The sequence below is a fragment of the Lentzea sp. NBRC 102530 genome, assembly GCF_030269365.1.
Classification (GTDB): Bacteria; Actinomycetota; Actinomycetes; order Mycobacteriales; family Pseudonocardiaceae; genus Lentzea.
In genome coordinates this window covers 206,658-230,768 of record NZ_BSTF01000007.1, presented here as the reverse complement: position 1 = coordinate 230,768, position 24,111 = coordinate 206,658, and the positions used below count along the sequence as shown (strand labels likewise).

The following is a 24,111-nucleotide window of genomic DNA, read 5'->3' as shown; positions in this document are numbered from 1 at the left end:
ACCGAGAACCCGGTCGGCGGCACCCCGCAGTTGACTCTATTGCTTCAGTGTTGGCTAAAATAAAGCCTCTCGCGCTGGTTGCATGCCGCGGTCACGGGCAAACGCTGAAAAGCCTGCGCGTGCCGGGACCGGTGTAGGCGGCGCGGTCGGAGAACCGGCACCCGAACGTCGGGGAGGCCACGTCCTTCGCCGAGCCGACGGCGTCACCGGCGGGCTTCTCGCCCCGGTCGGTCCACGCCACCAGGTCGTCCCACGCGGTGCCCGCCTCGGCCGGGGAGAACTCGCAGTGGTCGACCGTGCGGATCGCCCGTTGCACCAGCCACCTCGACTGGCCGTTGTGGCTGACGTCGTCGCGGTAGGCCTGTTCCATCGAGAACGGCACGAACAGGTCGCCCAGGCCGTGCAACGAGACCACCGGCACACCCGGCCTGCCGCTGATCTTCGGGATCTCGGTGAGCGAGGGCGAGAGGCGGGAGCGCCAGTCGCGCGGGGCGACGCGCTGGACGGTGCGGTTGAGCTCGGCCGGCTGGTAGCGGGTGAAGAGGTTGGTGGCGAGCCGGGCCGGGTCGAACGCGAGCGGTGCGCTGTCGGCGGGTGGCGTGGCCAGGCCGAACAGGAAGTCCTTCCAGTACGCGAACGCCGGGGTGGCGCCGGGGCGTTGGCCGCCGCTGCGGTCGATCACCGATGCGCGGAACTGAGCGCCCTTCGGCGTCACGGTGTCCGGGCCGCCGGGGACGAGGGTCGTCGTGCCGAGCTTGTCCTGGATGCCGGGCACGATCTTCGTGAGGTAGTCGGCGGGAACCGGGTAGGCGCGGACGTTCGTCAGTGCCTGTGCCGTGAGCTGGTAGTCGAGGAAGAAGTCGAACAGCTCGTGGTCGCCGAGCACACCGCACATGGGCAGCGCGCCGTCGTAGAAGCCGGGGTACTGCTCCAGCGACCTGCCGATGACGTGCCCGCCCATCGACACGCCCGCGATGAGCACCTGCCTGGGCTTGGCGACGAGCTTGCCGAAGTGCTTCGCGAGGTCGTGGGTGGCCTGGACACCGGCACGCACGTCGTAGCCGTTGCCGTAGTAGGAGGACGCGGCCCAGGCGTAACCCTGGCTGAGCATGCGGGTGCGCAGGCCGTACGCCGGTGGGTCGACGGTGAGCACGGTGCCCGTGCCCCGGTAGCCGTGCGCCCACATGGCGAGCTTGCCGTTCCACTTGGCGGGCACCTCGACGGTGTACGCGGAGTGCGCGTGGATGCCCTGGAGCACCCTGGTCGGCTGCCCGTTCACCACCTCGGGCGGAAGAGGCGGGTTGTTGACCGTGTAACCGGGCAACGGCTGGTCACCGGGCACTTCCCGGTCGGCCAGCGCGGGCGGTGCCCCGGCGAAGAGCACCAACCCCAGCAACGACACCACGATGTGTGCACGCATGGGTCCCATTGCACTCCTGCGCACGTGTCGGCTCAACGGCCGAACGGAGCCGATCTTTGGGGTAGCGTGCCGATCACGGCTTCGATCGCGTGGGGGAGCGGCATGACGGACAGCACTGCGGAGACCAGCGGCGTGGACCTGAGCCGGCCGAGCGCGGCCAGGGTGTACGACTACTACCTGGGCGGCGCGCACAACTTCGCCGTGGACCGCGAGATGGCCGAACGGGCCATCGGCCTGTGGCCGGACCTCCCGCAGATCATGCAGGCCAACCGCGCGTTCCTGCGCCGGGCCGTCCGCTTCTGCGTCGACAACGGCATCCGCCAGTTCCTGGACCTCGGCTCGGGCATCCCGACCGTCGGCAACGTGCACGAGGTGGCCCAGGCAGCGGCCCCCGACGCGCGCGTCGTCTACGTGGACAACGACCCGGTGGCCGCCGCGTACAGCGAGAACATCCTGCGCGGCAACGACCTGGCGAGCGTCGTCCAGGCCGACCTCCGCCGCCCCGACGAGGTGCTGGCCAGTCCCGGCGTGCGCGCCCAGCTGAACTTCGACGAGCCCATCGCCGTGATGATGGTCGCCGTCCTGCACTTCGTCCCCGACGAGGACGACCCGGCCGCGATCATCGCGAAGTACCGCGAGGTCATGGCCCCCGGCAGCTACCTGGTCCTGTCGCACGCGAGCCAGGACGGCCAGCCGGGCCAGGCCGACTCGCACCAGGACCTGTACCGCCGCACCGCGACCCCGATGACCATGCGCACCAAGGAACAGGTCACCGCCCTGTTCGACGGCTTCGACATCGTGCCGCCGGGCGTCGTGTACTTCCCGGAGTGGCGCCCGGTCGCTCCCGAGGACGTGGACGACAACCCGGAACGCTTCACGGGCCGCGCCGCGGTGGGCCGCAAGGCTTGAGCACCCCGGGTTCGGTGCTCGTCCTGACGGGTCCGCCGGGCGCGGGCAAGACGTCGGTCGCCGCGCTCCTGGCCCGTGCCGCGGACCGTCCGTCCGTGCACCTGGTGACCGACGAGTTCTACCGCGCGATCCGCACCGGGTTCGTGCTGCCCTTCCTGCCCGAGGCGCAGCGGCAGAACGAGGTCGTGATCGACGTGATCGCGGGCGCGGTCGCCACTTATGCGCGCGGTGGTTACGACGTGGTGGTGGACGGCATCATCGGGCCGTGGTTCCTGGCGCCGTTCCGTTCGCTGGACGTGCCGGTGTCGTACGTCGTGCTGCGGCCTTCGCTGGAGACGACGCTGGCGCGGGGTACTGCTCGGGGGAACGGTGAGTTGACGGACGCTTCGGCGATCACGGGCATGCACGAGGCGTTCGCGGACCTTGGCCCTTTGGAACACCACGTGCTCGACAGCGGCGACCTCTCCACGGCCGAGACCGCCGCGCTCGTCCGGCAGGTGGTCGCGGCGGGCACGCACCGGCTCTGAAGCCGTTCCGCGGACCCGCGGTTTCCTGTTCTGCCAAGCTGGGCCGCATGGGGAACCGGGCGCGCTTCGCCGCGATCACCGCCGTCGTCCTCGCCCTGGTCGCGTGGGGTGCGTGGGTCGGCTGGCGCCGCTACACCCTCGCGTACCTGCCGCCGGACAACGTCATGGGTGGCGTCGGCTACGTCTACGACTCGACGTCCGGGCGGATGCAGCGGATCCTGGCACCGAGCCCGGTCGTGGTCTTCACCTTCCCCGCGCTGATGCTGGTCCTCGCCGCGTTCACGATCTCCGTCGTCCGCGGGCACCTGCGGGACATCAGGATCGGCTGGCGCGCGTTGCGGGACCGGCCGCTGGCGCTGGGACCGGGGACGCTGCTGTTCGCCGTGATGGTGCCGTGCTGCGTGGTGGTGCCGTACTTGATCCACACGGCCGGGACGGACATCTCGTTGTCGCAGTACCTCGAGATCGCGTTCTTCACCGACGTGCCGGTGACGGTGACGATCGGCGGGGCGATGCTGCTGGCCGCGGTGTTCCTGCTGGTGTCGGCGCCGTGGTTGCTCGACCTGATCCCGCGCGTGCTCCGGCTGGTGGTCGTGCAGCGGATGATCCGGTCGGGGAGGGCGGGCGACGCCGGGGTCGTGGCCGAGGTGGCGCGGCTCGAACGCGAGTTCGTCCGCTACCCCTACCGCAGTCAGCTGGCCATGACGGTGCTGGCCAGGGCGCAGCTCGCGAAGCTGGACGAGGGTGAGCCGCTGGACGACGCGATGTTGCGGACGATGGCGTCGTTGCCGGGCATGGAGGAACGTTCGTGGTCCCACGCGCTCTCTCCGTTGCTGGACGACGTCGACGCGCGCTACCAGTTCGCGGACACGTTGATCACCACCTACGCGAGGACCGACTCCGGGGCACACCTCGACGTCGCGATCCGGTTGCTCGAAGGGCTGCACAGGAGGCCGCACTTCACGGTGCGCAAGACGAACCGGGCCAAGATCGCGTTGTCGCTCGCGCACGCCCTGGTGCTGCGGGACACGCCCGAAGACACCGCCCGCGCGCACGAACTCGTCGGCGAGGCCGAGCGCACGACGCCCGACGAGGCACGGCTGATGCGCGCGGTCCTGGTGATGTCGACGGATCTGGACGAGGCGATCACGCTGCTGCGCGGGCTCGGCGAGGCGGAGGACATGAGGCTCGCCGGCGCACTGGTGATGCGCTACGAACGCGATCAGGACGACCCGGCGGACCTGCACGAGGTCGTCGCGCTCACCGGACGCAGGCTCGCCGGGCGGGGTGAGGACCGGTCGGACGTGCTCGACCACCGCCTCACCGCGCTGGGCCACCTCGACGACTTCGAGGCGCCGGAGCTGCTCGACGCGTTCGACCGGGTGGACGCACTGCCGGATCCGCCGTGGCAGCTCGCGCACCTCTCGGCGGCGCTCCAAGGGGTTCGGGCGTTGGAGAGCGGGGACTCCGACGCGGCGCTCGCGCACTTCGAGCAGGTGCTGCGGATCGTCGTCCGAGCCGCGTCGCTCGGGCTGAGCAGGGCGGACCGGCAGGCGGTGCTGAACCAGTCGCGGCTGGCGCCCGCCACCGTCGCGACGCTGGCGTTGGCCGCGGGGCGGGTCGAACGCGCCGTCGAACTGCTGGAGCTCAGCCGGACGGTCATCTGGGCACAGGTGCGGGAACTGCGGACCACGACGGGGGACGAGCGCATCGCCGAGATCAGCGCGGCGTTGCAGCGGCCCGGTTACGACGAGGAGACGGACGACCTGCTCGCCGTGCACCGGCAGGCCGTGACCAGGGCGGAGCTGGCGCGCGAGTGGGACGAGCTGGCGCAGCGGCGGGCGTTCGGGCACGAGATCCGGTTCGCCGACCTGCGCGAGGCGGCGGCGGAGGGGCCGGTCGTGCTGGTCAACGCCAGTGCCGAGCGGTGCGACGCGATCATCGTGCTCGCCGGGGACGCTCCCGTGCACGTGCCGTTGCCGGAGCTGACCGAAGAGGACGCGCGGGCGTGGGCGGAAGGGCTGCTGGACGCCTCGACGCGGCGGATGAACGCCCGGTTCATCGCACCCCGGCTGTGGGACGCCGTGGCCGTGCCCGTGCTGGACGCCGTCGAGCCGCACCTCGGGCAGGACCGGCGGATCTGGTGGTGTCCCACCGGGGCGTTGACGCCGGTGCCGTTGCACGTGGCGGGGCGGGACGGGGACTCCGTGCTGGACCGCGTCGTCTCGTCGTACACGCCGAGCCTGTGGTCGTTGCTGGACGCGCGGCGCGGTCGGAGGCCTGTCGACGAGCCGACGGTGCTGATCGCCTCGGTGCGGGAGACGCCGCCGGGCACGACGTGGGCGCCGTTACCGCACGCCGACGAGGAAGCCGGGCTGGTCGCCGCACGGGTGCCCGGGGCCACTCGCCTCGCCGAGAACGCGGCGACGGTCGCGGCGACCAAGGCCGCGTTGCCCGGCAGCACGTGGGCGCACTTCGCGTGCCACGGCGACATGAACGGTCTGGTGCTGCACGACGGCAGCCTCGGGCTGGACGAGCTCGCCGGGATGGAGACGGGCGCGAACGAGCTGGCGTTCCTGTCCGCGTGCGTCACGGCAGTGCCGGACTCGGCGAACCTCGACGAGGCGTTGCACCCGGCCGCCGCGTTGCACCTGCACGGCTTCTCGCACGTCGTCGGCACGTTGTGGCACATGCGCAGCGAGGACGGTCCGGTCGTCGCCGACGAGTTCTACGCGCACCTGCTCGACGGCCGATCGCCCGCGCTCGCCCTGCACGCGGCGCAGCGCGCGCTGCGATCGCGTGCACCGGACGACCCCGCGCGCTGGGCCCCGTTCGTGCACATCGGACCTTGATACGGTGATCCACCGAGGGGAGTGGGGAGATGCCGTCGTTCTTCCGCCGTGGCAAGGGCAAGCAGGAACCCGAACCGCCGCCGCGCCCGGACGAGGCCGCGCGGGCCGTCGGGTGGTTCTGCGACCGGCTGCCGGCGTTGCGCGCGCGGGCCGACCGGCTCGGCTGGCGGCGTGAGCTGGAGGCGGAGGTCCAGGCGGTCCGCGACGGCCGGCCCGCCCGCGAGGCGATGCGCAACCTGATGCTCGACGACACCGGCGAGGTCCGCGGTGACGGCGCGGCGGGCCTGCAGGCGTTGTGGGACCCGGCGCCGATCGGCCAGCGGTTCACGTGCCCGCGCTTCGCCTGCCCCGACCGGGGACGCGGCCAGGACGCGTCCGAGCCGTGGTGCCACCTCGACGACCGGCCGATGACGCCGTCCACGCACCGGCTGGACTCCTAGATGGACAAACTGCTGTCCGGTCTCGGCACCAAGCTCGCCGAGCGCTGGATCAACCTGCTCGCGTTGCCGGGCGTGCTGTTCACGCTCGTGCTGGCGTTCGCGTGGTGGGTGCACCCGGTGGCCGCGCTGGACGTCACCGCGATCGTCCGCCGCCTCGGCGAGCTCGCGGTGCCCAGGCAGAACGGCCAGCTGGCGCTGTTCGCGGCGGCCGGTGCCGTGGTCGCGGCGGCGTGCGCCGGGCTCGCCGCCGAACTCAGCCGGTTCGTCGCGCGGACGTGGACCGGCAACGGCCGCGTGTCGTCGTGGTTGCTGCGTCCCTTGCTGCGCCGCAGGATCGGCCGCGCCCGGGCCGCCGCGCCCGCCGGCTACGAGGTGCCGGAGAGGTACCTGCCCGCCAGGGCGACCCGCATCGGCGACGCGATCCGCCTGGCCGAGCAGCGGGTCGCCGCGCAGTACGGGGTGGCGTTGGTCCGCGTCTGGCCGCGGCTGTGGCACCTGTCCAGTTCGGACGAACGCGCGATGACCCAGCTGGCGTGGGACCGTTACACGGCAGCGTCTCTGCGGGCCGCGTGGGCCGTCGGCTACCTGCTGGTCGGCATCCTGTGGTGGCCGTCCTTCGTGGTGGCCGTGGTGTTGTACGTCAGCGCGGTGGCGTCGGCTCGGCGTGCGGCGGAGGACCTGCGCACGGCGATCGAGGCGCTGGTGGACGTCAAGCTCGTGGTGCTGGCCGCCGCCATCGGGGTTCCGCTGGCGCACGGCAGGTTCACGGCCAAGGACGGCGCCGCGCTGGAAGCGGTGCTCGACAAGGGCACCTACCTGATGAAGTGATTCTGGGGGAACGAATGTCCGACGTTGCGGCGCATTACGCCGCACTGCTCAACGCCGAGGTCCTGCCTTCGGAAGCGTTCTGCCTCACGGCGGTGCGTGGCGTGACCATCGAGGAAGCGCTCACCCGGTTCGACGCGTCACTGGAGACTCGTCCGGCCACGCTGGCCGAGGCCGGAAAGGCCGCCATGACCGCCTACCCCGACGACCTGCCGGTGATCACCGCCAGTGAGGTCGGCGGCTGGGTGTTCCTGGCCGCCGACAACGGCTGGCACGGCGCGATGCCCGAGGTGCTCACCCGGCTGTCCGCCGGCACGGTCGCGACCACCGCCTACTGGAACGTGAACCTCAACAACACCCTCGCGCTCGCCGAGGACGGACGCCTGAGCGAGATGGACTTCGTGCTGGACGACGAACCACCGGAGGAACTCGCCGGGCACGTCGCGGGACTCGACTTCGAGGGCGACGACCTGTGCGGCTCGGCCCTCGCGTTCGTGGAACGGGTGACCGGCGTCCGGCTCGACGAGGACTGGGCGCGCACGCCGTGGCCGACCGCGGTGATCTCCTCGCCGTTGCGGTTCGAGTCGTCGGGCCCGACGGGCTGGCTCCAGGGCAACGCCCCGGAGCTGCTGGAGGGGTTCGCCGGGGCCGACGAGGAGGTGCTGCGCGAGGTCGCCGCGCTGGCCGCGGACCGGGCGTGCGCCGCGACGGGCGTCGAAGACCGGCAGGCCTCCGTGCACGGAACCCACCTGCAGGCCCTCAACCTGCGCTGGGACCGGTGCGGGCCGGTGCCGTCGGGCGCGGACCCCGCCGCCGAACGCCTGCTCGTGTCCCGCGCCCACGCGCTGGCGGCCGTCCGTGCCTGCGAGCACGGGGACCCGTTCACCGCCGCGGCCCAGGCGCTGATCAACGCCTGCCAGGCCGACCGCGAGCACTGGCCGGAACTGCGCGAGCTGGTGGCGCGGTGAAGCGCGTGCTGGTCCTCGGTCGCGGTGGTGCGGGGAAGTCGACGCTGGCGAGGACGCTCGCCGCCGCGACCGGCCTGCCCGTGGTCGAACTGGACAAGCACTTCTGGGGCCCGAACCTGGAAGCCACCCCGCTGGAGCTGTGGGAGGTCGTCCAGGGCGAACTCGCCGCGGCCGACGAGTGGATCATGGACGGCGACCTCGGCCCGTACGACGCCCTCGCGGTGCGGCTGCGCCGGGCCGACACCGTGCTCCTGCTCGACTACTCGTTCCCGCGCTGTGCCTGGCAGGCGCTGCTGCGGTCCCGGGAGAACCTCGACTTCTGGCGCTGGGTGTGGTCGTGGCGCCGCAAGCACCGTCAACCGCTGCTGGACGCGATCGGGGCTCACGACGTGACGCTGCACGTGTTCCGCGGGCCGAGGCAGACCGCGAGGTTCGTCAGGGAGGCGAGTCCGTCGGTGTCGTGAGCACCCCGGGGGTCGTGGTCTGGGTCGGCCGCACCGGCGCACCGGGTTGCGGCGTCGTCGGCGCACTCGGCAGGAACGCCAACGCCAGCGCGGCGACGGCGGCCGTGGCGATGGCGGTGCCCATCACGGCGGCGGTGCGCCGACGAGACCGCACCGCCCGCCCGCGCCGGATGACGTTCGCGGCGCCGTGGGCGGGCTGCGGCACCGTCTCTCCCCGCAGCTTGGCGAAAGTCGCGCGCAGCGTCTCCTCGTGCTCCATCACACCTCCAGCCGTGCGGGCCCGAACCCCGGGCCCAGCCGCTGCCGCAACGTCCGCAACCCCTTGTTGCTCTGCGACTTCACCGTGCCGGTGGAACAGCCGAGCGCGGCGGCCACGTCGTCCACGCTCAGGTCGTGCCAGTAGCGCAACACCAGCACGGCCCGTTGCCGCGCGGGCATCTTCGCCAGCGCGGACCACACGACCAGCCCGTCCTCCACGTCCGGTGCGGTGAACAGGCTCTCCGGCGGCGCGTCGGTGAGCTTCTCCCGCCGCCACCGCACCTTGCGGCGTTCGGCGAGGAACGTCCGCACCACGATCTGCTGGAGGTAGCCCTCGATGCCGCTGTGGTCGGCGAGCTTCGGCCCCACCAGGTACAGCTTGAGGAACGCCGCCTGCAGCACGTCCTCCGCCTCGTGCCAGTTGCCGCACAACAGGAACGCGGTGAAGCGCATCGACTCCTGGCACCGGTCGTAGAGCCGCGTGAACTCGGCCTCCCAGCCGGGCGTCATCGGGTCTTCATGTCGTCGGTCCTGATCACGGTCGGCCGTTGCTCGGGAGGACGCTCGACGCCGGCGAGGGTCAGCGCGGCGAGGGCGAGGCCTGCGGCGGCCAGCACGAAGACGGTCACCGCGATCACCAGTCCTGTGCGCACTGCCCGAACCCCGAACGTCAGTGGCACCTCAATGGGCGCCTTCACCCCTTTCAATGCGGCTGGGCGGCAACGGGGTTGCCCTGACTTTTCCGCCGGTTGACCGGGCGGTGCCGGATCCAAGACCATGAGAGCGTTCTCACGGATCGTCCGCGACGTCGGGGGTGGTCGGTTTGCTGCACTTCCTGGTGGCCCTGCTGATGGTTCTGGCGCCGGCCGCACCGCCGCCGCCGAGCCAGCCCGCCGCCCCGCCCGGCAGCTCGACCACGCCAGCCTCAGCGGCCCCGCCCTCGGCCCCACCCTCCGCGACCCCTGTGGTCGCCGCGGCCGCGGTGTGCGTCCTGTCCTGCGACACCCTCGACCCCTCCCGGGCCGGGCAGGAGACCTTCCCGGTGCCCGAACGCCTGGTCAACGGCCGCCGCCTCGTCCTGCACGCGTCCGACCCCGACGGCATGGCGTGGGCGAGCATCGACGACGGTGTCACCGGCGACTCGGTCTGGCTCGACCGCTCCTTCGACGGCGGCGCCACCTGGGAAGGCCTCCTCGGCCGGGCGAGCATCCCCGGCACGTGGACCGGCACCAGAACCCTCATGTACAACGTCACCGATCCCGGCCGGCACCGCCGCGGCCTCATCCGCGCCTGTGGCGACGCCGGGGCGGTGACCTGCACCGACTGGATCCACCCGACCGTGTGCGACGTCCTGTGCGACCGCGCCGGCGCAGCACAGGCCGTCAGCCCGGCACAGCCGGTGCCGCCCACCACGTTGTACGGCCGCACGATCCGCCTGCACACCGACGCGAACGGCATGGCGTTCGCGAGCATCGAGGCGGGCGGGCCGGGCGACGAGGTGTGGCTCGACCGCTCCTGGGACGCCGGCGCCACCTGGCCCGGTGGGTCGTCGCTCGGCCGCACCGCGACCCCGGCAGGGGCGACCACCACGCGCACCACGATGTTCGCCACCCGCGACCCGCGCGGCCGCCACTACGGTGGGGCCGTTCGGGCGTGCGGCAGGGAAGCGGCCCATCAGGAAGGCAGCTGCACGGCGTGGGCACGGCCTGTTCCGACGCGTGCGCGCGCGGCGGCGGATGCGCTCGTCGACGACTACGAGCCGTACACGGCGTGGTGGCGGTCGAGCTGGTGGAACTCGGCGACGACGCTCACGGCCGTCATGGACTCCGGGATCCGCGACTACGACTGGCTGATCGCGCGCACGTTCGACGTGAACCGCGTGCCGTTCGCGGCGGGGCAGCGCGGCACGGACCCGATCGAGGGCGACTTCATCAGCCGGTCCATCGACGACAGCGCCTGGTGGGGTCTCGCCTGGGTGGCGGCGTACGACCACACCCAAGACCGGCGTTACTTGACGATGGCCACCACCATCGCGGCGTACGTGCACCAGTACTGGGACACACGCACGTGCGGTGGCGGTGTGTGGTGGGACAGGGAACGCACCTACAAGAACGCCGTCACGAACGGCCAGTACGTCAGGCTGACGGCGTCGATCCACCGCCGCACATCAGGCGACACCGTGTGGCTGCAACGCGCGCGCACGGCCGCCGACTGGTACCTCGCCAGCGGAATGATCAACGCCAGCGGTCTGGTCAACGACGGGATCACGCAGGACTGCCGCAACAACGGCCAGACGGTGTGGACCTACAACCAGGGACTCGGCGTCGGCGGGCTCACCGAGGTCTACCGCGCGACCGGCGACGCGAAGTACCTCACCGCCGCCAGGAGGCTCGCGGACTCCGCGATCACGGGCCTCACCCGCGACGGCGTGCTCACCGAGTCCTGCGACGCCGCCGCGACCTGCGACGACAACCAGAAGCAGTTCAAGGGCATCTTCATGCGCTATCTCAACGACCTCGGCAAGGTGACGAACGCCGAGGCCTACCGGCGGTTCGCGCGTCAGCAGTCCGACGCCGTGTGGGCGGCGGACCGCGACGCGCTGAACCGGATCGGCCAGCGCTGGTCCGGGGGCACCCCGAACCAGCGGGACTGGCGCACTCAGGCGAGCGGGCTCAACGCCGTGCTCACGGGGTGATCCGGTAGGCGTCGATCATGCCGACCGACGTGCTGCGGTTGACGACGCGGATCGTGTGCTGGGCTCTGGTGAGGCCGGACTTCTGCCACACCACCTGTTGCACCTGCCGGGCACCGGACGCCCGCAGGTCCACTGTGGCCTGGAAGGCGTTGTCCAGGTAGACGTCGACCGTGCCCATGTCCCCGTTGCGTTCGGAGATGTACTCGATCGCCGTGCCGGTGAACGTGTACGTGGCCGCGGCGTTGACGGTTGTCGAGTGGTGCGCGTCGTCGTTGTAGTCGCCGTAGCCGCGGTTCGTGGTCAGGTGCCAGTTGGTGTCGTAGCTCCCCTCGGTGTTGTTGACCAGGCCACCGCCGGTGGCGTTGAGCCCGAGCGTGGACGCCGTGCCACTCAACGACTTGGCGCCCTGGTTCCGGCTGCCGGTGAGCCGGGTGGTGGCGTACGAGGTGAGCGGCTTGGCCGTCCGCTCGACGACGTACGTGCCGCCCGTGGCCGTGGCGAACTGGAACTCCGCGGCCGAGGTGGTCAGCAGGACCGCGTTGTCCGACGTGCGCCGGACGCGGACCTGCTGCGTGCCCCACGGGTTCACGACCTGGGCCGTCGCACCCCACTGGCTGCGCAGCCCGACGTACTTGGTCTCGTTGGCCTCGCGTTCGGAGCTGACCAGGAACCCGTTCTTCGCCAGCAGCGTGAACCTGCCGACGAACGACGAACTGGCCGGCGCCGCCGGGAAGACGCGGATCTTGTCGTTGTAGGACTGGAGCAACGCCTCGTTCATGGCAGACAGGTGCACACCGTGGTACTCGAAGACGCCGTTGGTGTTGTTGGTGAACCCGTTGGGGTAGTTCTGGTACTGCTGCAGCATGCGCTTCATGCCGCTGAACGTCTGATCGCCGAGTCCGAGCCGGGCGGCCTGCACGGCGTCGTTCGCCCACACGTTGCCGTACGGGAAAGGCCTGGTGTTCCACGTGTTCAGGGCGGTCTGGTGGTCCGGGAAGCCGATGCCGGTGACGTTGTACGGCCAGATCAGCTCCGCCGCCACGTTCTCGCCGTTGCGGGTCTGCGACAACGGCGGCTGGTGCGCCAGGTACGCACCGTTCTGCTGCGGGTAGGGCACGAGGTTGTTCAGGACCTGCTGCCACTGCGGCCGCAGGTTCGCGTCCACCCCGAGTTGCTGCGACACCTGCAGCGCGATCGGGAACAGGCTCCGCACCGCCGCCAGGTCGGTGATCGCGTTGCGCACGTTCCAATACGTCTCGTGCGCGTGCGAGTTGGCCATGTAGTACTGGCCGTTGCCGTCGACCGACAGCGTGCGCGAGTAGAACTTGGCGACCTCGCGGATGTACGGGTAAGCCACGTTGCGCAGGTAGTCGGTGTCGTTGGTGTAGCGGTACTGCAGGTACATGTTGAACGCGGCCTCGTAGCCGGTCGAGAGCACGTTCTTGGTGAAGTCGCTGTTGACGGTGCCGCGGGCGTTGCCGTCCCAGCCCATCGTCTCGGGCACCCACAACGCGTCCATGCCGTACCGGGTCTGCGTGTAGGCCTTCAAAGCGTTGTAGTTGCGGCTGTAGAGGTTGTTGAAGGTGTTCATCAGGTCGACGTGGTTCGACGCGAGGAACGAGTTGTAGACGTCGCGCTGGTTCCAGTACCAGTACGCGTTGCTCCACTTCGTGCTGTCCCCGGTCGCGCGGAACACGCCGTTGATGAAGTGGAACGGGTAGTTGCCGTATCCGCCCGCCGCGATCAGGTACGTCGACAGGTAGTACACGTTCTCCAGGTAGTCGGCCTCGCCGTTCACGCCGCCGTACTGCACGAACGACTTGTCCCAGAAGCTGTTCCACCAGGCGCGGTAGTTGTTGTACGTCGTGTTGTACCCGGTGGCCTTCACGGCGTTCAGCGCCGTGCGGGCCTGGGTGATCGAGTTGTTGTTCGGTGCGTTCAGCCTCGTGGAGACGGTGAACCACACCGTGTAGCTCGACGACGGCGTGATCGACAACCTGACCCGGCTGTTGTTCACGACCGACGCGGTGTAGCCCGTGCCCTCCACGGTCGCGGCGAGCGTGTAGCCGAAGCGTTGCGCGTCGGTCTGCCCGCGGCTGATCCCGGCACCGGTCGAGTCGGCGTAGCTGCTGACCGTGCGCCAGGTGGTCATGTCCGGCACGTCACCGCTGTTGCCGAGGTTCGCGACGTCCCACAGCGACAGCTCCAGCGTCACGGCGCTGACGCCGCTGCGGCTGTCCTGCACGTGGATGCCCATCACCTCGGAGCCCGGCTGTCCCATGACGGTGACGGTGCGGTCGTTGTCGTACTTCGTGGTCAACGTGCCGTCGTGGAGCGACAGCCGTTGCTGGTAGGTGCTGTGGCCCGCGTCCATCGCCGGGGTGGTGGCGAGGGTGACGACGCCGGCGCCGAACGCCGTCTGCTGCGAGGCGTCCACATTGGACACCTGCATGGTCAGACCGCCGGACTGCCACACCATCGCGCCGGTGCGGCCGTTGCCGACGGTGAGGCCGTGGTCGGGGTTCGAGTTGGGGCGGTTGTAGACGACGTCGTGCTTGGACAGGTAACTGGCGTGATCGACGTCCAGGCGGCCCGCTGAGGAGGAGAACGCGGCGTCGCCCGGAGCGGCAAGGGCGGGGGAGATGGTGAGTGAGGCGCCTACGAGCACGGCGGTGGGCAAGAGACGGAACAACCTCATGTAGCACCTTCCGAAGCAGGAAGAAGGTGAACGGGCCCTCAGTGAACATCCGATGTCTCACGGCCGTCAAGGCGCGAATCATCCAGCTTGTACCGGGATTTTCCGGCACAGGTCCGACGAATGCGCTGGATCGATCACTTGCGGTCGCGTGATCCGACCTGTCACGAGGCCGAGGAGCGCTGCTTTCCGCGGCTCGGGGCGTTCGCCGGCTCGTGCTCGGGGCAGTCCGTGCGCAGGTCCGTCAGCGGCAACGGCATCCGCAGCAGGTGGCACTGGTGCGGGACGTCCGGGTCGTCGTGCTCGTCGCGGCCGAAGAAGCGGCACGTCGTGCACGTCCGGGTCAGGTTGACGACACCGGCGCGCTGGAGGCCCTCGATCGCCCGCAGCAGGGTGTGCAGCGTGGTGGCGCGATCGGCCTCCGGGACGGCCGCGAGCGCGGCCGTCAGCGGATCATCCCAAGAGGACAGTCCGTGCGCCACCTCCTCGCCGGTCGCGGTCAGCGTCAGTGCTCGCCGGCGACCGTCGGTGCCGGGCGAGCGCGTCACGAGTTCCTTGCGCTCCAACGCTGTCACGGCGTCGGACATCGTCGGTGTGGTGACGTCGAACTCGGCGGCGAGCACGGCCACCTCGCGGCGTTCCCGCGGGTGCCGGGCGAGGGCGAGCACCGCCTGCTGCTGCAGCGGCGACAGGCCGTGCTCCCGGGCCGTGCGCTGCGCGAGGGACCGCATGCCGTGCCCGAGTCGTTCGAGCGCGTCGGCCAACCGGCGGTCGAGCCCGGCCGTGCCGTCGGTGTCAGTCATGCGTTCCGCCTCGCCAGTGGGACCTGCCACGGAGATCGTACGTGCCCGCCCGGTCTGAGAGCTGGATCACACGACAAAGTGGATAGGAGTCCTACCTAGTTTGTGGCAGAGTGACGCTCGTCCAAGTCGACGAGCAAGGAGAAGAACCATGTCCCGCATCGAACTCACCGACCCCGACCAGATCACCGACGAGCGCGCCGAGACGCTGGCCGAGATCAAGGGAGCGTTCGGCGTCGTCCCGAACATGTTCAGGGCCGTCGCCCAGTCGCCCGCCGCGCTGCGCAGCATGTGGGCCCAGTTCGGCGCGCTCGGTGGCGGCGTGCTCGGGGCCAAGGCCGGCGAGATGATCGCCGTCGCGGTGGCCGACCGGAACCGTTGCGACTACTGCCTTTCCGCGCACACGATGCTCGGCAGGAAGGCGGGCGCGACCGCGCAGGAGATGGCGGAGGCGCAGAGCGGGAGGTCGGACGACCCGCGCACGGCCGCCGTGCTGACGCTGGCCACGGCCCTGGTCGAGCAGCGCGGCCAGATCTCGGCCGCCGACGTCCAGGCCGCGCGCGACGCCGGGCTGAGCCAGGAGGAGATCGTCGAGACGGTCGCGCACGTCGCGCTGAACGTGTTCACGAACTACATCAACGTGGCCCTCGACGTCCCCGTCGACTTCACCCGCGTCGCGCTCACCCGCTGAGGTACCGGGTCACCATGTCGACGAGTTCGGTCTCGACGGTCTCGACGTCGCGCCTCAGCGCCGCCAGCCGGTGCGTGTTCAGCTCCACCGTGAACACGACGAGGTCGACCGCGGTGTCCAGATCGCGCACGCGGACGTCGGGGTGGCGGGCGAACACCTCCCGCACCTGGGCGACGCGCTGGGCGCCGTGCCGGGTGATCGTGGCGCGCAGGTCGTCGGAGAGCTGACCCTCCTCGATCATGATCCGCAGCAGCCGCGGGTCGTCGCGGTGGTTGTCGATCGCGTCGCGCACCAGGGCCCGCACGACCGACTCCAGGCCGCCCGGCGAGAAGTCGAGGTCGTCGGCCTGCGTCCAGGTGCCCCGGTCGATGTGCCGGATCATCAACTCGGCCAGGATCGCGTCCTTGTTCGGGAAGTACTGGTACAGCGACCCGATCGACACCCGCGCGCGTTCGGCGATGCGGTTCGTGGTGCCGGCGGCGTAGCCGTGCTCGGAGAAAACGTGAGCAGCCGCGGTCAGGATGCGGTCCCTGGTGAGCTCCGCGCGGACCTGGCTGGGCTTGCGACGTGGGCTGACGTCGCGGCTGTTCGTCGGCATGGCCTGCCCTTCGAAAGCGAGTTTCCGGAAGCTGAGCAAAAGCTCATAATAGTGCTATGAGCTGCGAAAACAACGTTCTCACGACGGCTGCCGCAGTGGAGGGTGTGCTCGGGCGCGCGCCGGCGGTGATCATGAAGAAGCAGCTCTCGGCGCTGGACGACGGGTGCCTGCGGGTGCTCGCGGGCAGCCCGGTGGCGGCGTTCGGGTACCTGGGGGCGGACGGCGTGCCGCGGACGACGTTCGTCGGCGGCACGCCGGGGTTCGCTCGGGTGCACTCGCCGACGCGGATCTCGTTCCCGTCGTGCGAGGACGCCGAGGGGCCCGCGTCGCTGGTCTTCCTGCTGCCCGGGGTGGGGGAGGTGCTGCGCGTCAACGGGACCGTGCGGCGCGGCAGGCTCGACGTCGAGCAGGTGTACGTGCACTGCGCGCAGGCCGTGCTGAGGTCGGGGTTGTGGCAACCGCCGTCCGGGCCGCCCGAGGTCGCGCCCGTGGTGGGAGACGGTCCGCTGGCGGGGCCCGGCATCGCGGACTTCCTCGCCGCCTCGCCGTTCCTCGCCCTGTCCACCTGGGACGCGGAGGGAGGCAGCGACACCAGTCCTCGCGGAGACCAGGGGGCGGTCGCGCGCATCGTCGACGACCGCACCCTGCTGATCGCCGACCGCCGCGGCAACAAGCGCGCCGACACGCTGCACAACCTGCTCCAGGACGACCGGATCTCGTTCGCGGCGCTCGTGCCCGGCCGCACCGGGGTGCTGCACGTGCGGGGACGCGCGGTGATCACCGTCGACCCCGCGCTGCTGGCACCCCTGGCGTTGCGGGGGATGCCGCCGCACGCCGCGGTGCGCGTCGCTGTCGAGGCCGCCGAACTCAGCGTGAACGACGCCGTGACGCGGTCCCGGCTGTGGACCGCCGCCACCCCCGAGGGCGTGCCCGACCTGATGGCGCTGGCGAGCCTGCACCTGGCCGCCAACTCGCGCAGTGGACTGCTCGTGGCGCTCGCCGGACTGGTGCCGAAGCGGTTGATGCGGACCGCCATGAACTTCGCCTACCGCTCCGGCCTGCGCAAAGAAGGCTTCGACGTGGCCGGGCCGGCACCCCGCGCGGCCGCGGCGGACCCGTTGCGCGAGGTGCGGGTCGTCGAGGTGCGGGAGGAGACGCCGAGCGCCGTGACCGTGGTGCTGGAGGGCGACCGGCCGTTCGACTTCCGGCCGGGCCAGTTCTTCACGCTCGTCACCGAGATCGACGGCGTGCAGGTGCGCAGGCCGTACTCGGCGTCGTCGGTGCCGGGTTCGGCGACGCTCGAGGTGACGGTCAAGCAGGTCGAAGGAGGCCTGTTCTCCCGGCACGTCCGGACGCTCGCGCCCGGTGACCGGCTGCACGTGCGCGGCCCGTCCGGCGACTTCCACGCCGAACCCGGTCACGAGGTGGCGCTGATCGCCGCCGGCAGCGGTGTTACGCCGATGATGAGCATCATCCGCGCCCTGCTCGCGACGCCCGGCGAGCGGATCTCGTTGCTGTACAGCAGCAGGACCGAGGAAGAGACGATCTTCGCCGCCGACCTCGCCCGCCTCGGCGCCGAACACCCCGGACGGCTCGCGGTCACCCTCGTGCTGACCTCCCGCGACGGACGCCTCGACGCACCCGCCGTCCAGCGGTGGGCGGCGGACGTGGGACCGGGTGCGACGTTCTACCTCTGCGGACCGCAGGCGTTGACGGAGACAGCGCTGAAGGCCCTGGACCTCCCGGACGGGCGCGTGCACGTCGAGAGCTACACCAGTGCCTCGGCGGCGGCGGGATCGGCTGTGCCGCAACGGATGCGTGTCGAATCCGGCGGACAGGCCGTCGGCGAGGCGGTCGTGGAGCCGGGGCAGACGTTGCTCGACGCGGGGCTCGCCGCCGGACTGCCGATGCCGTACTCGTGCACGGTCGGCAGCTGCCACGAGTGCGTCGCGAAGCTCCTGAGCGGCAGGGTGTCGCGGCAGGACGACGGCCAGGTGCTCACCTGCACCAGCGCTCCGCTGACCGACGTGACGCTGGAGCTCTGAAAACCATTCGAAAGAACGATGTCCACTATTTTGTCAAGTATTTCGGAGATGAATTCGGTTAACGGTGGGGCGCGCGCGGGCGAATTAGCGGGAAATGCCCAGAGCGAGGAGCCGGACCATGGCCGAGACGATCACCGACGCGCACGTTTCCGCTGTTCTCCGCGTCTTCGTGCGCGGCTGCGAGCCGATCGTCGAGAAGCTGCGGGAAGGCGACCGGAAGGAGCGCGGGGTGGACTGGTGGATAAACCACGTCGGCCGGTTGACCGCGGCGGTGGCGGCGCTGCCCCGGGTCATGAGCGTGGCCGGCGACAAACTGCCGCTGGCCGACCTGCTCGGCTCGGCGGGACAGGGTCTGCTGCTGTGCGCCATCGCCGCGGAGAACGACGTCGACGACCTGGGGACGAAGGTGCGGCTGCTGGCGTCGGTGCTGTTCGGGCGGGACGTCGACCCGGCCATCGCCGCCGGCGGTGACGCCGGGACGGACGAGCGGACCGCCGGGAGGTGGGCCCTCGTCGAGGAGAACGAGGTGGCGCCCCTGCGGCAGGCGCTCGGCGCGGCGGACGAGAAGGCTGCCGCGGGCCTGGCGCTCGTCGAGCAGGACGAGGAGGTCGCCGCGGTGCCGGCGCCCGTCGACCAGGGCGGCAGGAGCACCGGGCGGTGGGCGCTCCCCGGGAAGGACTGGAAGGCCGTGGCGAAGCGGGCGCTCACCGAGCTGCCGGTCAGCGGCGGCAAGGCCGCGGTCACCGCGCACCTGCTCCGGCAGCAGGGCCACCTCCTCGCCGCCGTCACCGAGGAACTCGGCCATCGTCCGCAGGGTGGCGCGATCCACCAGGCGCTGGGCAGACTCCCCGTCATCGGGGTGCCGGCCGGCTACCTCGGCGAGCGGGCGGCGCTGCGGCAGTGCGCCGACGACGCTGCGCAGTGGCTCGCCACCGCAGGCTGAAACGGGCGCTCCGGTCAAGGGAAAAGATGGCCGATGTGCGCCACCCCGAACGCCTTGTCCACGTCCGGAGCGTCTCATTAGCGTGAGTTCTCGTTAGGCCGAACTTCCTGCCGGCACAAGGGTTGCCGGGGCCCGGAGGACTCAATGACGAGCTCGGCACTGCTCTCGGTTCAGGGACTGGTGAAGCGCTTTCCCGGCGTGCTGGCGTTGCAGGGCGTGGACTTCGACGTGCGGGCCGGTGAGGTGCACTGCCTGCTCGGGCAGAACGGCGCCGGCAAGTCGACGTTGATCAAGGTGCTGTCCGGTGCGCACCGGCCGGACGAGGGCGAGATCCGCTGGCGCGGCGAGGTCGTGTCGTTCGGCAACCCGACGGCCGCGATGCGCAGTGGCGTGGCCGCGATCTACCAGGAGCTCGACCTCGTCGCCGGGCTGTCGGTGGCGGACAACGTGTTCCTGGGGCACGAGCTGTCCACCGCGGGGTTCACGCGGCGGTCGGAGGCACGGCGGCGGACGAGGGAGCTGCTGGTCCGCCTGGGGCACCCGGAGATCTCACCCGACCGCGACGTCGGCCGGTTGTCCGTGGCGCACCAGCAGATCGTCAGCATGGCCAGGGCGCTGTCGCTGGACGGGCAGCTCCTGATCATGGACGAACCGTCGGCCGTGCTCGACCCGGACGAGGTCCGGGTGCTGTTCGGGATCATCAGGGACCTGACGGCGCACGGGGTCGCCGTCGTCTACATCTCGCACCGGCTCGCCGAGATCAGGGAGATCGGCGATCGGGTGACCGTGCTGAAGGACGGGCGCACGGTCGCGACGGGACTGCCCGCGCGCGAGGTGAAGACGTCCGAGCTGATCGGCCTGATGACCGGCCGGGTGCTGGAGAACGTCTACCCGGACCGGACACCCGTCGACCCGGCCGCGCCCGAGGTCCTCTCGGTGCGCGGCCTGGCCGACGGCTCCCGCTTCGAAGGCGTCGACCTCACGGTGCACGCCGGGGAGGTCGTCGGGCTCGCCGGACTCGTCGGCTCCGGGCGTTCGGAGATCCTGGAAACCATCTACGGCGCCAGGAAGTCCGCGGCGGGAACGGTCGCGGTCGACGGCAGGACGCTGCGGCGGGGCAGTGTGGGCGCGGCCGTGCGGGCAGGCATGGGACTGTGCCCCGAGGAGCGCAAGAGCCAGGGCCTGCTGCTGGACCAGGCCGTGTTCCGCAACATCACCGTCTCGTCGATGTCCGCCTTCGCCCGCTTCGGGTTCCTCGACGACAGCGCCGAACGGGCCCGCTCCCGCGAACTGACCGAGGCGCTCGACGTCCGGCCGGCCGGGGTGGACCGCGTGGTGCGCGGGCTCTCCGGCGGCAACCAGCAGAAGGTCGTGCTCGCGCGGTGGCTGCTGCGCGAGTGCCGGGTGCTGCTGCTGGACGAACCCACCCGCGGCGTCGACGTGGGCGCGCGCAGCGAGATCTACGAACTCGTGCGCGACCTCGCGGACCGCGGAGTGGCCGTGGTCGTCGTGTCGAGCGACGTCGAGGAGGTCCTGGGGCTCGCCGACCGGGTCCTGGTGGTGCGCGAGGGCCGGGTGGTGCACGACGGCCCGGCCGACGAGATCGACGAGTCCCGGGTCCTCGACCTGGTCATGGAAGGACACGCCGCATGAGCGAGGACACCGCCGTGCCCGCGCAGAAGAGCCCACCGGTGGCGAAGGAGTCGAGCGTCTCGGCGTTGCTCGGGTCGCCCGCCGGCCGCAACACCGGACTCGTCGTCGCGCTGATCCTGCTGTGCCTCGGCGGGGTGATCACCGCGGGCGACCGGTTCGCCGACGTCGACAACGTGCTCACCATCCTGCGGCTCGCGGCCGTGATCGGTGTCGTGAGCGTCGGCATGACGTTCGTGATCACCGGTGGCGGCATCGACCTGTCGGTCGGCGCGATCGTCGCGTTGTCGTCGGTGTGGGCCACCACCCTTGCGACACAAGGGATCGCGAACGACTCGCACTGGATCGTCATGGTGTTCACCGCGCTGCTGGTGGGCGGAGCGTGCGGACTCGTCAACGGCGCGTTGATCGCGTACGGGCGGGTCGTGGCGTTCATCGCGACCCTGGCGAGCCTCGCCGCCGCACGGGGCCTCGCCGAGATCATCTCCAACCGCAAGACCCAGATCGTGAACGTGCCGGGCTTCGCCGCGTTCTTCGACGCCTCGATCCTCGGCATCCCGGTGCTGGTCGTGATCTTCGCGCTGGTCGCCGTCGGCGGCTGGGTCCTGTTGAACCGCACCACGTTCGGGCGCCGGACGTTCGCCGTCGGCGGCAACCCCGAGGCGGCCCGGCTCGCGGGCATCGACGTCAAGCGGCACACCGTGATGCTCTACACGCTGCTCGGCCTGTGCTGCGGGCTCGCCGCCGTGATGCTGATCGCCCGCACCACCACGGGCAGCTCGACGCACGGCGGCCTGTACGAACTCGACGCCATCGCCGCGGTCGTCATCGGCGGCACGCTGCTCTCCGGCGGGCGCGGCACCATCGCCGGCACCGTCTTCGGCGTCCTGATCTTCACCACGCTGTCCAACGTCTTCACCCTCAACAACCTCTCCATCTCCGCCCAGGCCGTCGCGAAGGGCGCGATCATCGTGGTCGCGGTCCTCCTCCAGCAGCGACTGGCCCGCCGCAGCGGCGCTTGACGCCGCGACACCCGACCGCTGCCACCCGAGGAGACCAGAAACCCATGCAGTTCAAGAGAGTCGCTCTGCTCGCCGCCGCGTCCGCACTGGTACTGGCCGGCTGCACCGGCAACACGCCCGAGAGCCAGGGCGGCAACAACTCCGGCGGCGGCGTCAAGGTCGCCAACGACGAACCCGGCAAGAAGGTCGTCATCGGCTTCTCCGCCCCGGCCGCCGACCACGGCTGGATGGCCGCGATCACCAACGCCGCCAAGGCCGAGGCCGGCAAGTACTCCGACGTGGAGCTGCGCGTCGTCGAAGGCACCAACGACGTCAACCTCCAGATCAGCCAGGTCGAGACGTTCATCAACGACAAGGTCGACGCGATCGTCCTGCTGCCGTTCGACGGCGCCGCGCTCACGCCGGTCGCGTTGAAGGCCATGAAGGCCGGCATCACGGTGATCAACGTCGACCGCGAGTTCGACAGCCCGTTCGCCGCCCGTTCCACGGTGCTGGGCGACAACTACGGCATGGGCGTCTCCGCCGGCACTTACGTCTGCGAGAAGCTCAACGGCAAGACCGACGCCGTGGTCGCGGAGATCGCCGGCATCGACTCGCTGCCGCTCACCCAGGACCGCAGCAAGGGCTTCGCCGACGCGTTGCAGGGCTGCGGGCTCAAGGTCGGCAACCGCGTGGCTGCCGAGTTCACCGTCGAGAGCGGTGAGCGGGCCGCGGCGAACCTGCTGCAGGCCGCCCGCAAGATCGACGCCATCTGGAACCACGACGACGACCAGGGCGTCGGTGTGGCCGCCGCGATCAAGAACTCCGGCCGCAGCGAGTTCTTCATGGTCGGCGGTGCCGGTTCGGCCAACGTGATGCGTGAGATCAAGGCGGACAACGGCCCGCACAAGGCCACCGTCATCTACCCGTCCACCCAGGGCGCCGACGGCATCCGCCTCGCGCGGCTCGCGGTGCAGGGCAAGAGCCTCGGCGACCTGGTCGAGGTGGAGGTCCCGCGCGAGGTGCAGCTCTACGCACCGGTCGTGACGAAGGACAACGTCGACCGCTACCTGCCGACCGCCTTCGAGTCGTAGGCCGGGAAACCGTCTTCGAGTCCCTGGCACCCGCCTTCGACACGGCACGAGGAGAACCGCACGTGACTGAACTTGGCATCGCGATGGTCGGCCACGCCTTCATGGGAGCAGCCCACTCCCAGGCGTGGCGGGTCGCACCGCGTTTCTTCGACCTGCCGCTGCGGCCGGTGATGTCCGTGCTGTGCGGCCGCGACGCCGACCGCACCCGCGCCGCCGCCGACCGCCTGGGCTGGGAGGAGGCGGCGACCGACTGGAAGTCCGTGCTGCAGCGCGACGACGTGCACGTCGTGGACATCTGCACACCGGGCGACACGCACGCGGAGATCGCGATCGCGGCGCTGGAAGCGGGCAAGCACGTGCTGTGCGAGAAGCCGATGGCCAACACCGTCGACGAGGCCGTCGCGATGGCGGAAGCCGCCGCACGGGCCGCCGAACGCGGGGTGCGGGCGATGGTCGGCTTCACCTACCGCCGCACGCCCGCTCTGGCGCTCGCCCGCGACCTCGTCGCGCAGGGCCGGCTGGGCCGCGTCCACCACGTGCGCGCCCAGTACTTGCAGGACTGGATCGTGGACCCGCAGGCGCCGCTGTCCTGGCGGCTCGACAAGGAGAAGGCCGGTTCGGGTGCCCTGGGAGACATCGGTGCGCACATCGTCGACGCCACCCAGTTCATCCTCGGCGACACCATCACCGAGGTGGTCGGCACGCTCGCGACGTTCGTGTCGCAGCGACCGATCGCTTCCTCGCACTCCGGTCTGTCCGGCACCGCCGCGACCGGGCAGACCGGACCCGTCACGGTGGACGACGCCGCGTTGTTCCTGGCGCGGTTCGGCAGCGGAGCACTCGGCTCGTTCGAGGCCACCCGCTTCGCCAACGGTCGCAAGAACGCACTGCGGATCGAGGTCAACGGCGCGGAGGGGAGCCTCGCCTTCGACTTCGAGGACATGAACGTGCTGCAGTTCTTCGACGGCAAGGAGGATCCGGCGGTCGCGGGGTACCGCCGGATCCTCGTGACCGAACCGAGCCACCCCTACGTCGGTGCCTGGTGGCCCGCGGGGCACGGCCTCGGGTACGAGCACGCGTTCACCCACCAGGCCGTCGACTTCGTGCGGGCGGTGGCGGCGGGCACCGACCCGGCGCCGACGTTCGCGGACGGCCTGCGGGTGCAGCGCGTGTTGGCGGCGGTGGAGGCAAGCTCGGAGTCCCGCTCTTGGCAGCAGGTTTAGGAGGAGACCGCAG

Annotated in this window: 22 protein-coding genes; 15 read left to right on the top strand and 7 right to left on the bottom strand. The window is 70.9% G+C overall.

What is annotated here, in order from left to right; translation table 11 throughout:
* Positions 1 to 91: 91 nt before the first annotated feature.
* Positions 92 to 1,420: a hypothetical protein gene (locus tag QSK25_RS20655; RefSeq protein ID WP_285640407.1), complete on the bottom strand. Its 1,329-nt coding sequence runs from the start codon at positions 1,418 to 1,420 to the stop codon at positions 92 to 94.
* A gap of 102 nt (positions 1,421 to 1,522) precedes the next feature.
* Here QSK25_RS20655 and QSK25_RS20650 point away from each other — a divergent pair, with 102 nt between their 5' ends.
* The 7 genes from QSK25_RS20650 to QSK25_RS20620 are packed head-to-tail and all read left to right on the top strand — an operon-like array spanning position 1,523 to position 8,405.
* Positions 1,523 to 2,329 (top strand): SAM-dependent methyltransferase, encoded by an 807-nt coding sequence (locus QSK25_RS20650; RefSeq protein ID WP_285640405.1) that lies wholly within the window; start codon positions 1,523 to 1,525, stop codon positions 2,327 to 2,329.
* Positions 2,326 to 2,856, top strand: a complete 531-nt coding sequence (locus QSK25_RS20645; protein ID WP_285640404.1) for an AAA family ATPase — start codon at positions 2,326 to 2,328, stop codon at positions 2,854 to 2,856. The genes QSK25_RS20650 and QSK25_RS20645 overlap by 4 nt, the downstream gene beginning before the upstream one ends.
* Positions 2,857 to 2,903: 47 nt before the next feature.
* Positions 2,904 to 5,708, top strand: a complete 2,805-nt coding sequence (locus QSK25_RS20640; protein WP_285640401.1) for a CHAT domain-containing protein — start codon at positions 2,904 to 2,906, stop codon at positions 5,706 to 5,708.
* Positions 5,709 to 5,737: 29 nt separating this feature from the next.
* On the top strand, positions 5,738 to 6,148 hold the full coding sequence (locus QSK25_RS20635; protein ID WP_285640400.1) for a hypothetical protein: 411 nt from the start codon (positions 5,738 to 5,740) through the stop codon (positions 6,146 to 6,148).
* Positions 6,149 to 6,976 carry a hypothetical protein gene (locus QSK25_RS20630; RefSeq protein WP_285640399.1) on the top strand — a complete coding sequence of 276 codons (828 nt, stop codon included), beginning with the start codon at positions 6,149 to 6,151 and terminating at the stop codon, positions 6,974 to 6,976.
* A 14-nt stretch (positions 6,977 to 6,990) separates the two neighbouring features.
* Complete coding sequence (locus tag QSK25_RS20625) at positions 6,991 to 7,941, top strand: DUF6461 domain-containing protein (protein WP_285640398.1); 951 nt, start codon at positions 6,991 to 6,993, stop codon at positions 7,939 to 7,941.
* Positions 7,938 to 8,405 carry a P-loop NTPase family protein gene (locus QSK25_RS20620; RefSeq protein WP_285640397.1) on the top strand — a complete coding sequence of 156 codons (468 nt, stop codon included), beginning with the start codon at positions 7,938 to 7,940 and terminating at the stop codon, positions 8,403 to 8,405. Before QSK25_RS20625 ends, QSK25_RS20620 begins: the two co-directional genes overlap by 4 nt.
* Here the strand turns inward: QSK25_RS20620 and QSK25_RS20615 are convergent.
* The 3 genes from QSK25_RS20615 to QSK25_RS20605 are packed head-to-tail and all read right to left on the bottom strand — an operon-like array spanning position 8,377 to position 9,316.
* Positions 8,377 to 8,664: a hypothetical protein gene (locus QSK25_RS20615; protein WP_285640396.1), complete on the bottom strand. Its 288-nt coding sequence runs from the start codon at positions 8,662 to 8,664 to the stop codon at positions 8,377 to 8,379. The two genes, QSK25_RS20620 and QSK25_RS20615, sit on opposite strands and share 29 nt — an antisense overlap.
* Complete coding sequence (locus QSK25_RS20610; protein ID WP_285640395.1) at positions 8,664 to 9,173, bottom strand: RNA polymerase sigma factor; 510 nt, start codon at positions 9,171 to 9,173, stop codon at positions 8,664 to 8,666. The genes QSK25_RS20615 and QSK25_RS20610 overlap by 1 nt, the downstream gene beginning before the upstream one ends.
* Positions 9,170 to 9,316 carry a hypothetical protein gene (locus QSK25_RS20605; RefSeq protein WP_285640394.1) on the bottom strand — a complete coding sequence of 49 codons (147 nt, stop codon included), beginning with the start codon at positions 9,314 to 9,316 and terminating at the stop codon, positions 9,170 to 9,172. Before QSK25_RS20605 ends, QSK25_RS20610 begins: the two co-directional genes overlap by 4 nt.
* A 170-nt stretch (positions 9,317 to 9,486) precedes the next feature.
* Between QSK25_RS20605 and QSK25_RS20600 the strand changes: the two genes are divergently transcribed.
* Complete coding sequence (locus QSK25_RS20600) at positions 9,487 to 11,358, top strand: glycoside hydrolase family 76 protein (RefSeq protein ID WP_285640392.1); 1,872 nt, start codon at positions 9,487 to 9,489, stop codon at positions 11,356 to 11,358.
* Here QSK25_RS20600 and QSK25_RS20595 read toward each other — a convergent pair.
* Positions 11,348 to 14,056 carry a glycosyl hydrolase family 95 catalytic domain-containing protein gene (locus QSK25_RS20595; RefSeq protein WP_285640391.1) on the bottom strand — a complete coding sequence of 903 codons (2,709 nt, stop codon included), beginning with the start codon at positions 14,054 to 14,056 and terminating at the stop codon, positions 11,348 to 11,350. The two genes, QSK25_RS20600 and QSK25_RS20595, sit on opposite strands and share 11 nt — an antisense overlap.
* A 161-nt stretch (positions 14,057 to 14,217) precedes the next feature.
* Positions 14,218 to 14,856: a MarR family winged helix-turn-helix transcriptional regulator gene (locus tag QSK25_RS20590; protein ID WP_285640390.1), complete on the bottom strand. Its 639-nt coding sequence runs from the start codon at positions 14,854 to 14,856 to the stop codon at positions 14,218 to 14,220.
* A 148-nt stretch (positions 14,857 to 15,004) separates the two neighbouring features.
* Between QSK25_RS20590 and QSK25_RS20585 the strand changes: the two genes are divergently transcribed.
* Complete coding sequence (locus tag QSK25_RS20585; RefSeq protein WP_285640388.1) at positions 15,005 to 15,544, top strand: carboxymuconolactone decarboxylase family protein; 540 nt, start codon at positions 15,005 to 15,007, stop codon at positions 15,542 to 15,544.
* Here QSK25_RS20585 and QSK25_RS20580 read toward each other — a convergent pair.
* Positions 15,534 to 16,142 carry a TetR/AcrR family transcriptional regulator gene (locus QSK25_RS20580; RefSeq protein ID WP_285640387.1) on the bottom strand — a complete coding sequence of 203 codons (609 nt, stop codon included), beginning with the start codon at positions 16,140 to 16,142 and terminating at the stop codon, positions 15,534 to 15,536. The two genes, QSK25_RS20585 and QSK25_RS20580, sit on opposite strands and share 11 nt — an antisense overlap.
* Before the next feature lie 56 nt (positions 16,143 to 16,198).
* Between QSK25_RS20580 and QSK25_RS20575 the strand changes: the two genes are divergently transcribed.
* The 6 genes from QSK25_RS20575 to QSK25_RS20550 all read left to right on the top strand — a co-directional run bounded on the left by QSK25_RS20575 (position 16,199) and on the right by QSK25_RS20550 (position 24,098).
* Positions 16,199 to 18,187, top strand: a complete 1,989-nt coding sequence (locus QSK25_RS20575; protein WP_285640386.1) for an FAD-binding oxidoreductase — start codon at positions 16,199 to 16,201, stop codon at positions 18,185 to 18,187.
* Positions 18,188 to 18,305: 118 nt separating this feature from the next.
* Positions 18,306 to 19,130: a hypothetical protein gene (locus QSK25_RS20570; protein ID WP_285640385.1), complete on the top strand. Its 825-nt coding sequence runs from the start codon at positions 18,306 to 18,308 to the stop codon at positions 19,128 to 19,130.
* 144 nt (positions 19,131 to 19,274) lie between these two features.
* Entirely contained in the window at positions 19,275 to 20,783 is a 1,509-nt protein-coding gene (locus QSK25_RS20565) for a sugar ABC transporter ATP-binding protein (RefSeq protein ID WP_285640384.1), read from the top strand.
* Entirely contained in the window at positions 20,780 to 21,802 is a 1,023-nt protein-coding gene (locus QSK25_RS20560) for an ABC transporter permease (protein ID WP_285640383.1), read from the top strand. Before QSK25_RS20565 ends, QSK25_RS20560 begins: the two co-directional genes overlap by 4 nt.
* Before the next feature lie 44 nt (positions 21,803 to 21,846).
* Positions 21,847 to 22,875: a substrate-binding domain-containing protein gene (locus tag QSK25_RS20555; protein ID WP_285640382.1), complete on the top strand. Its 1,029-nt coding sequence runs from the start codon at positions 21,847 to 21,849 to the stop codon at positions 22,873 to 22,875.
* A gap of 83 nt (positions 22,876 to 22,958) precedes the next feature.
* Positions 22,959 to 24,098 carry a Gfo/Idh/MocA family protein gene (locus QSK25_RS20550; RefSeq protein ID WP_285640743.1) on the top strand — a complete coding sequence of 380 codons (1,140 nt, stop codon included), beginning with the start codon at positions 22,959 to 22,961 and terminating at the stop codon, positions 24,096 to 24,098.
* The last annotated feature ends 13 nt before the right edge of the window (positions 24,099 to 24,111 follow it).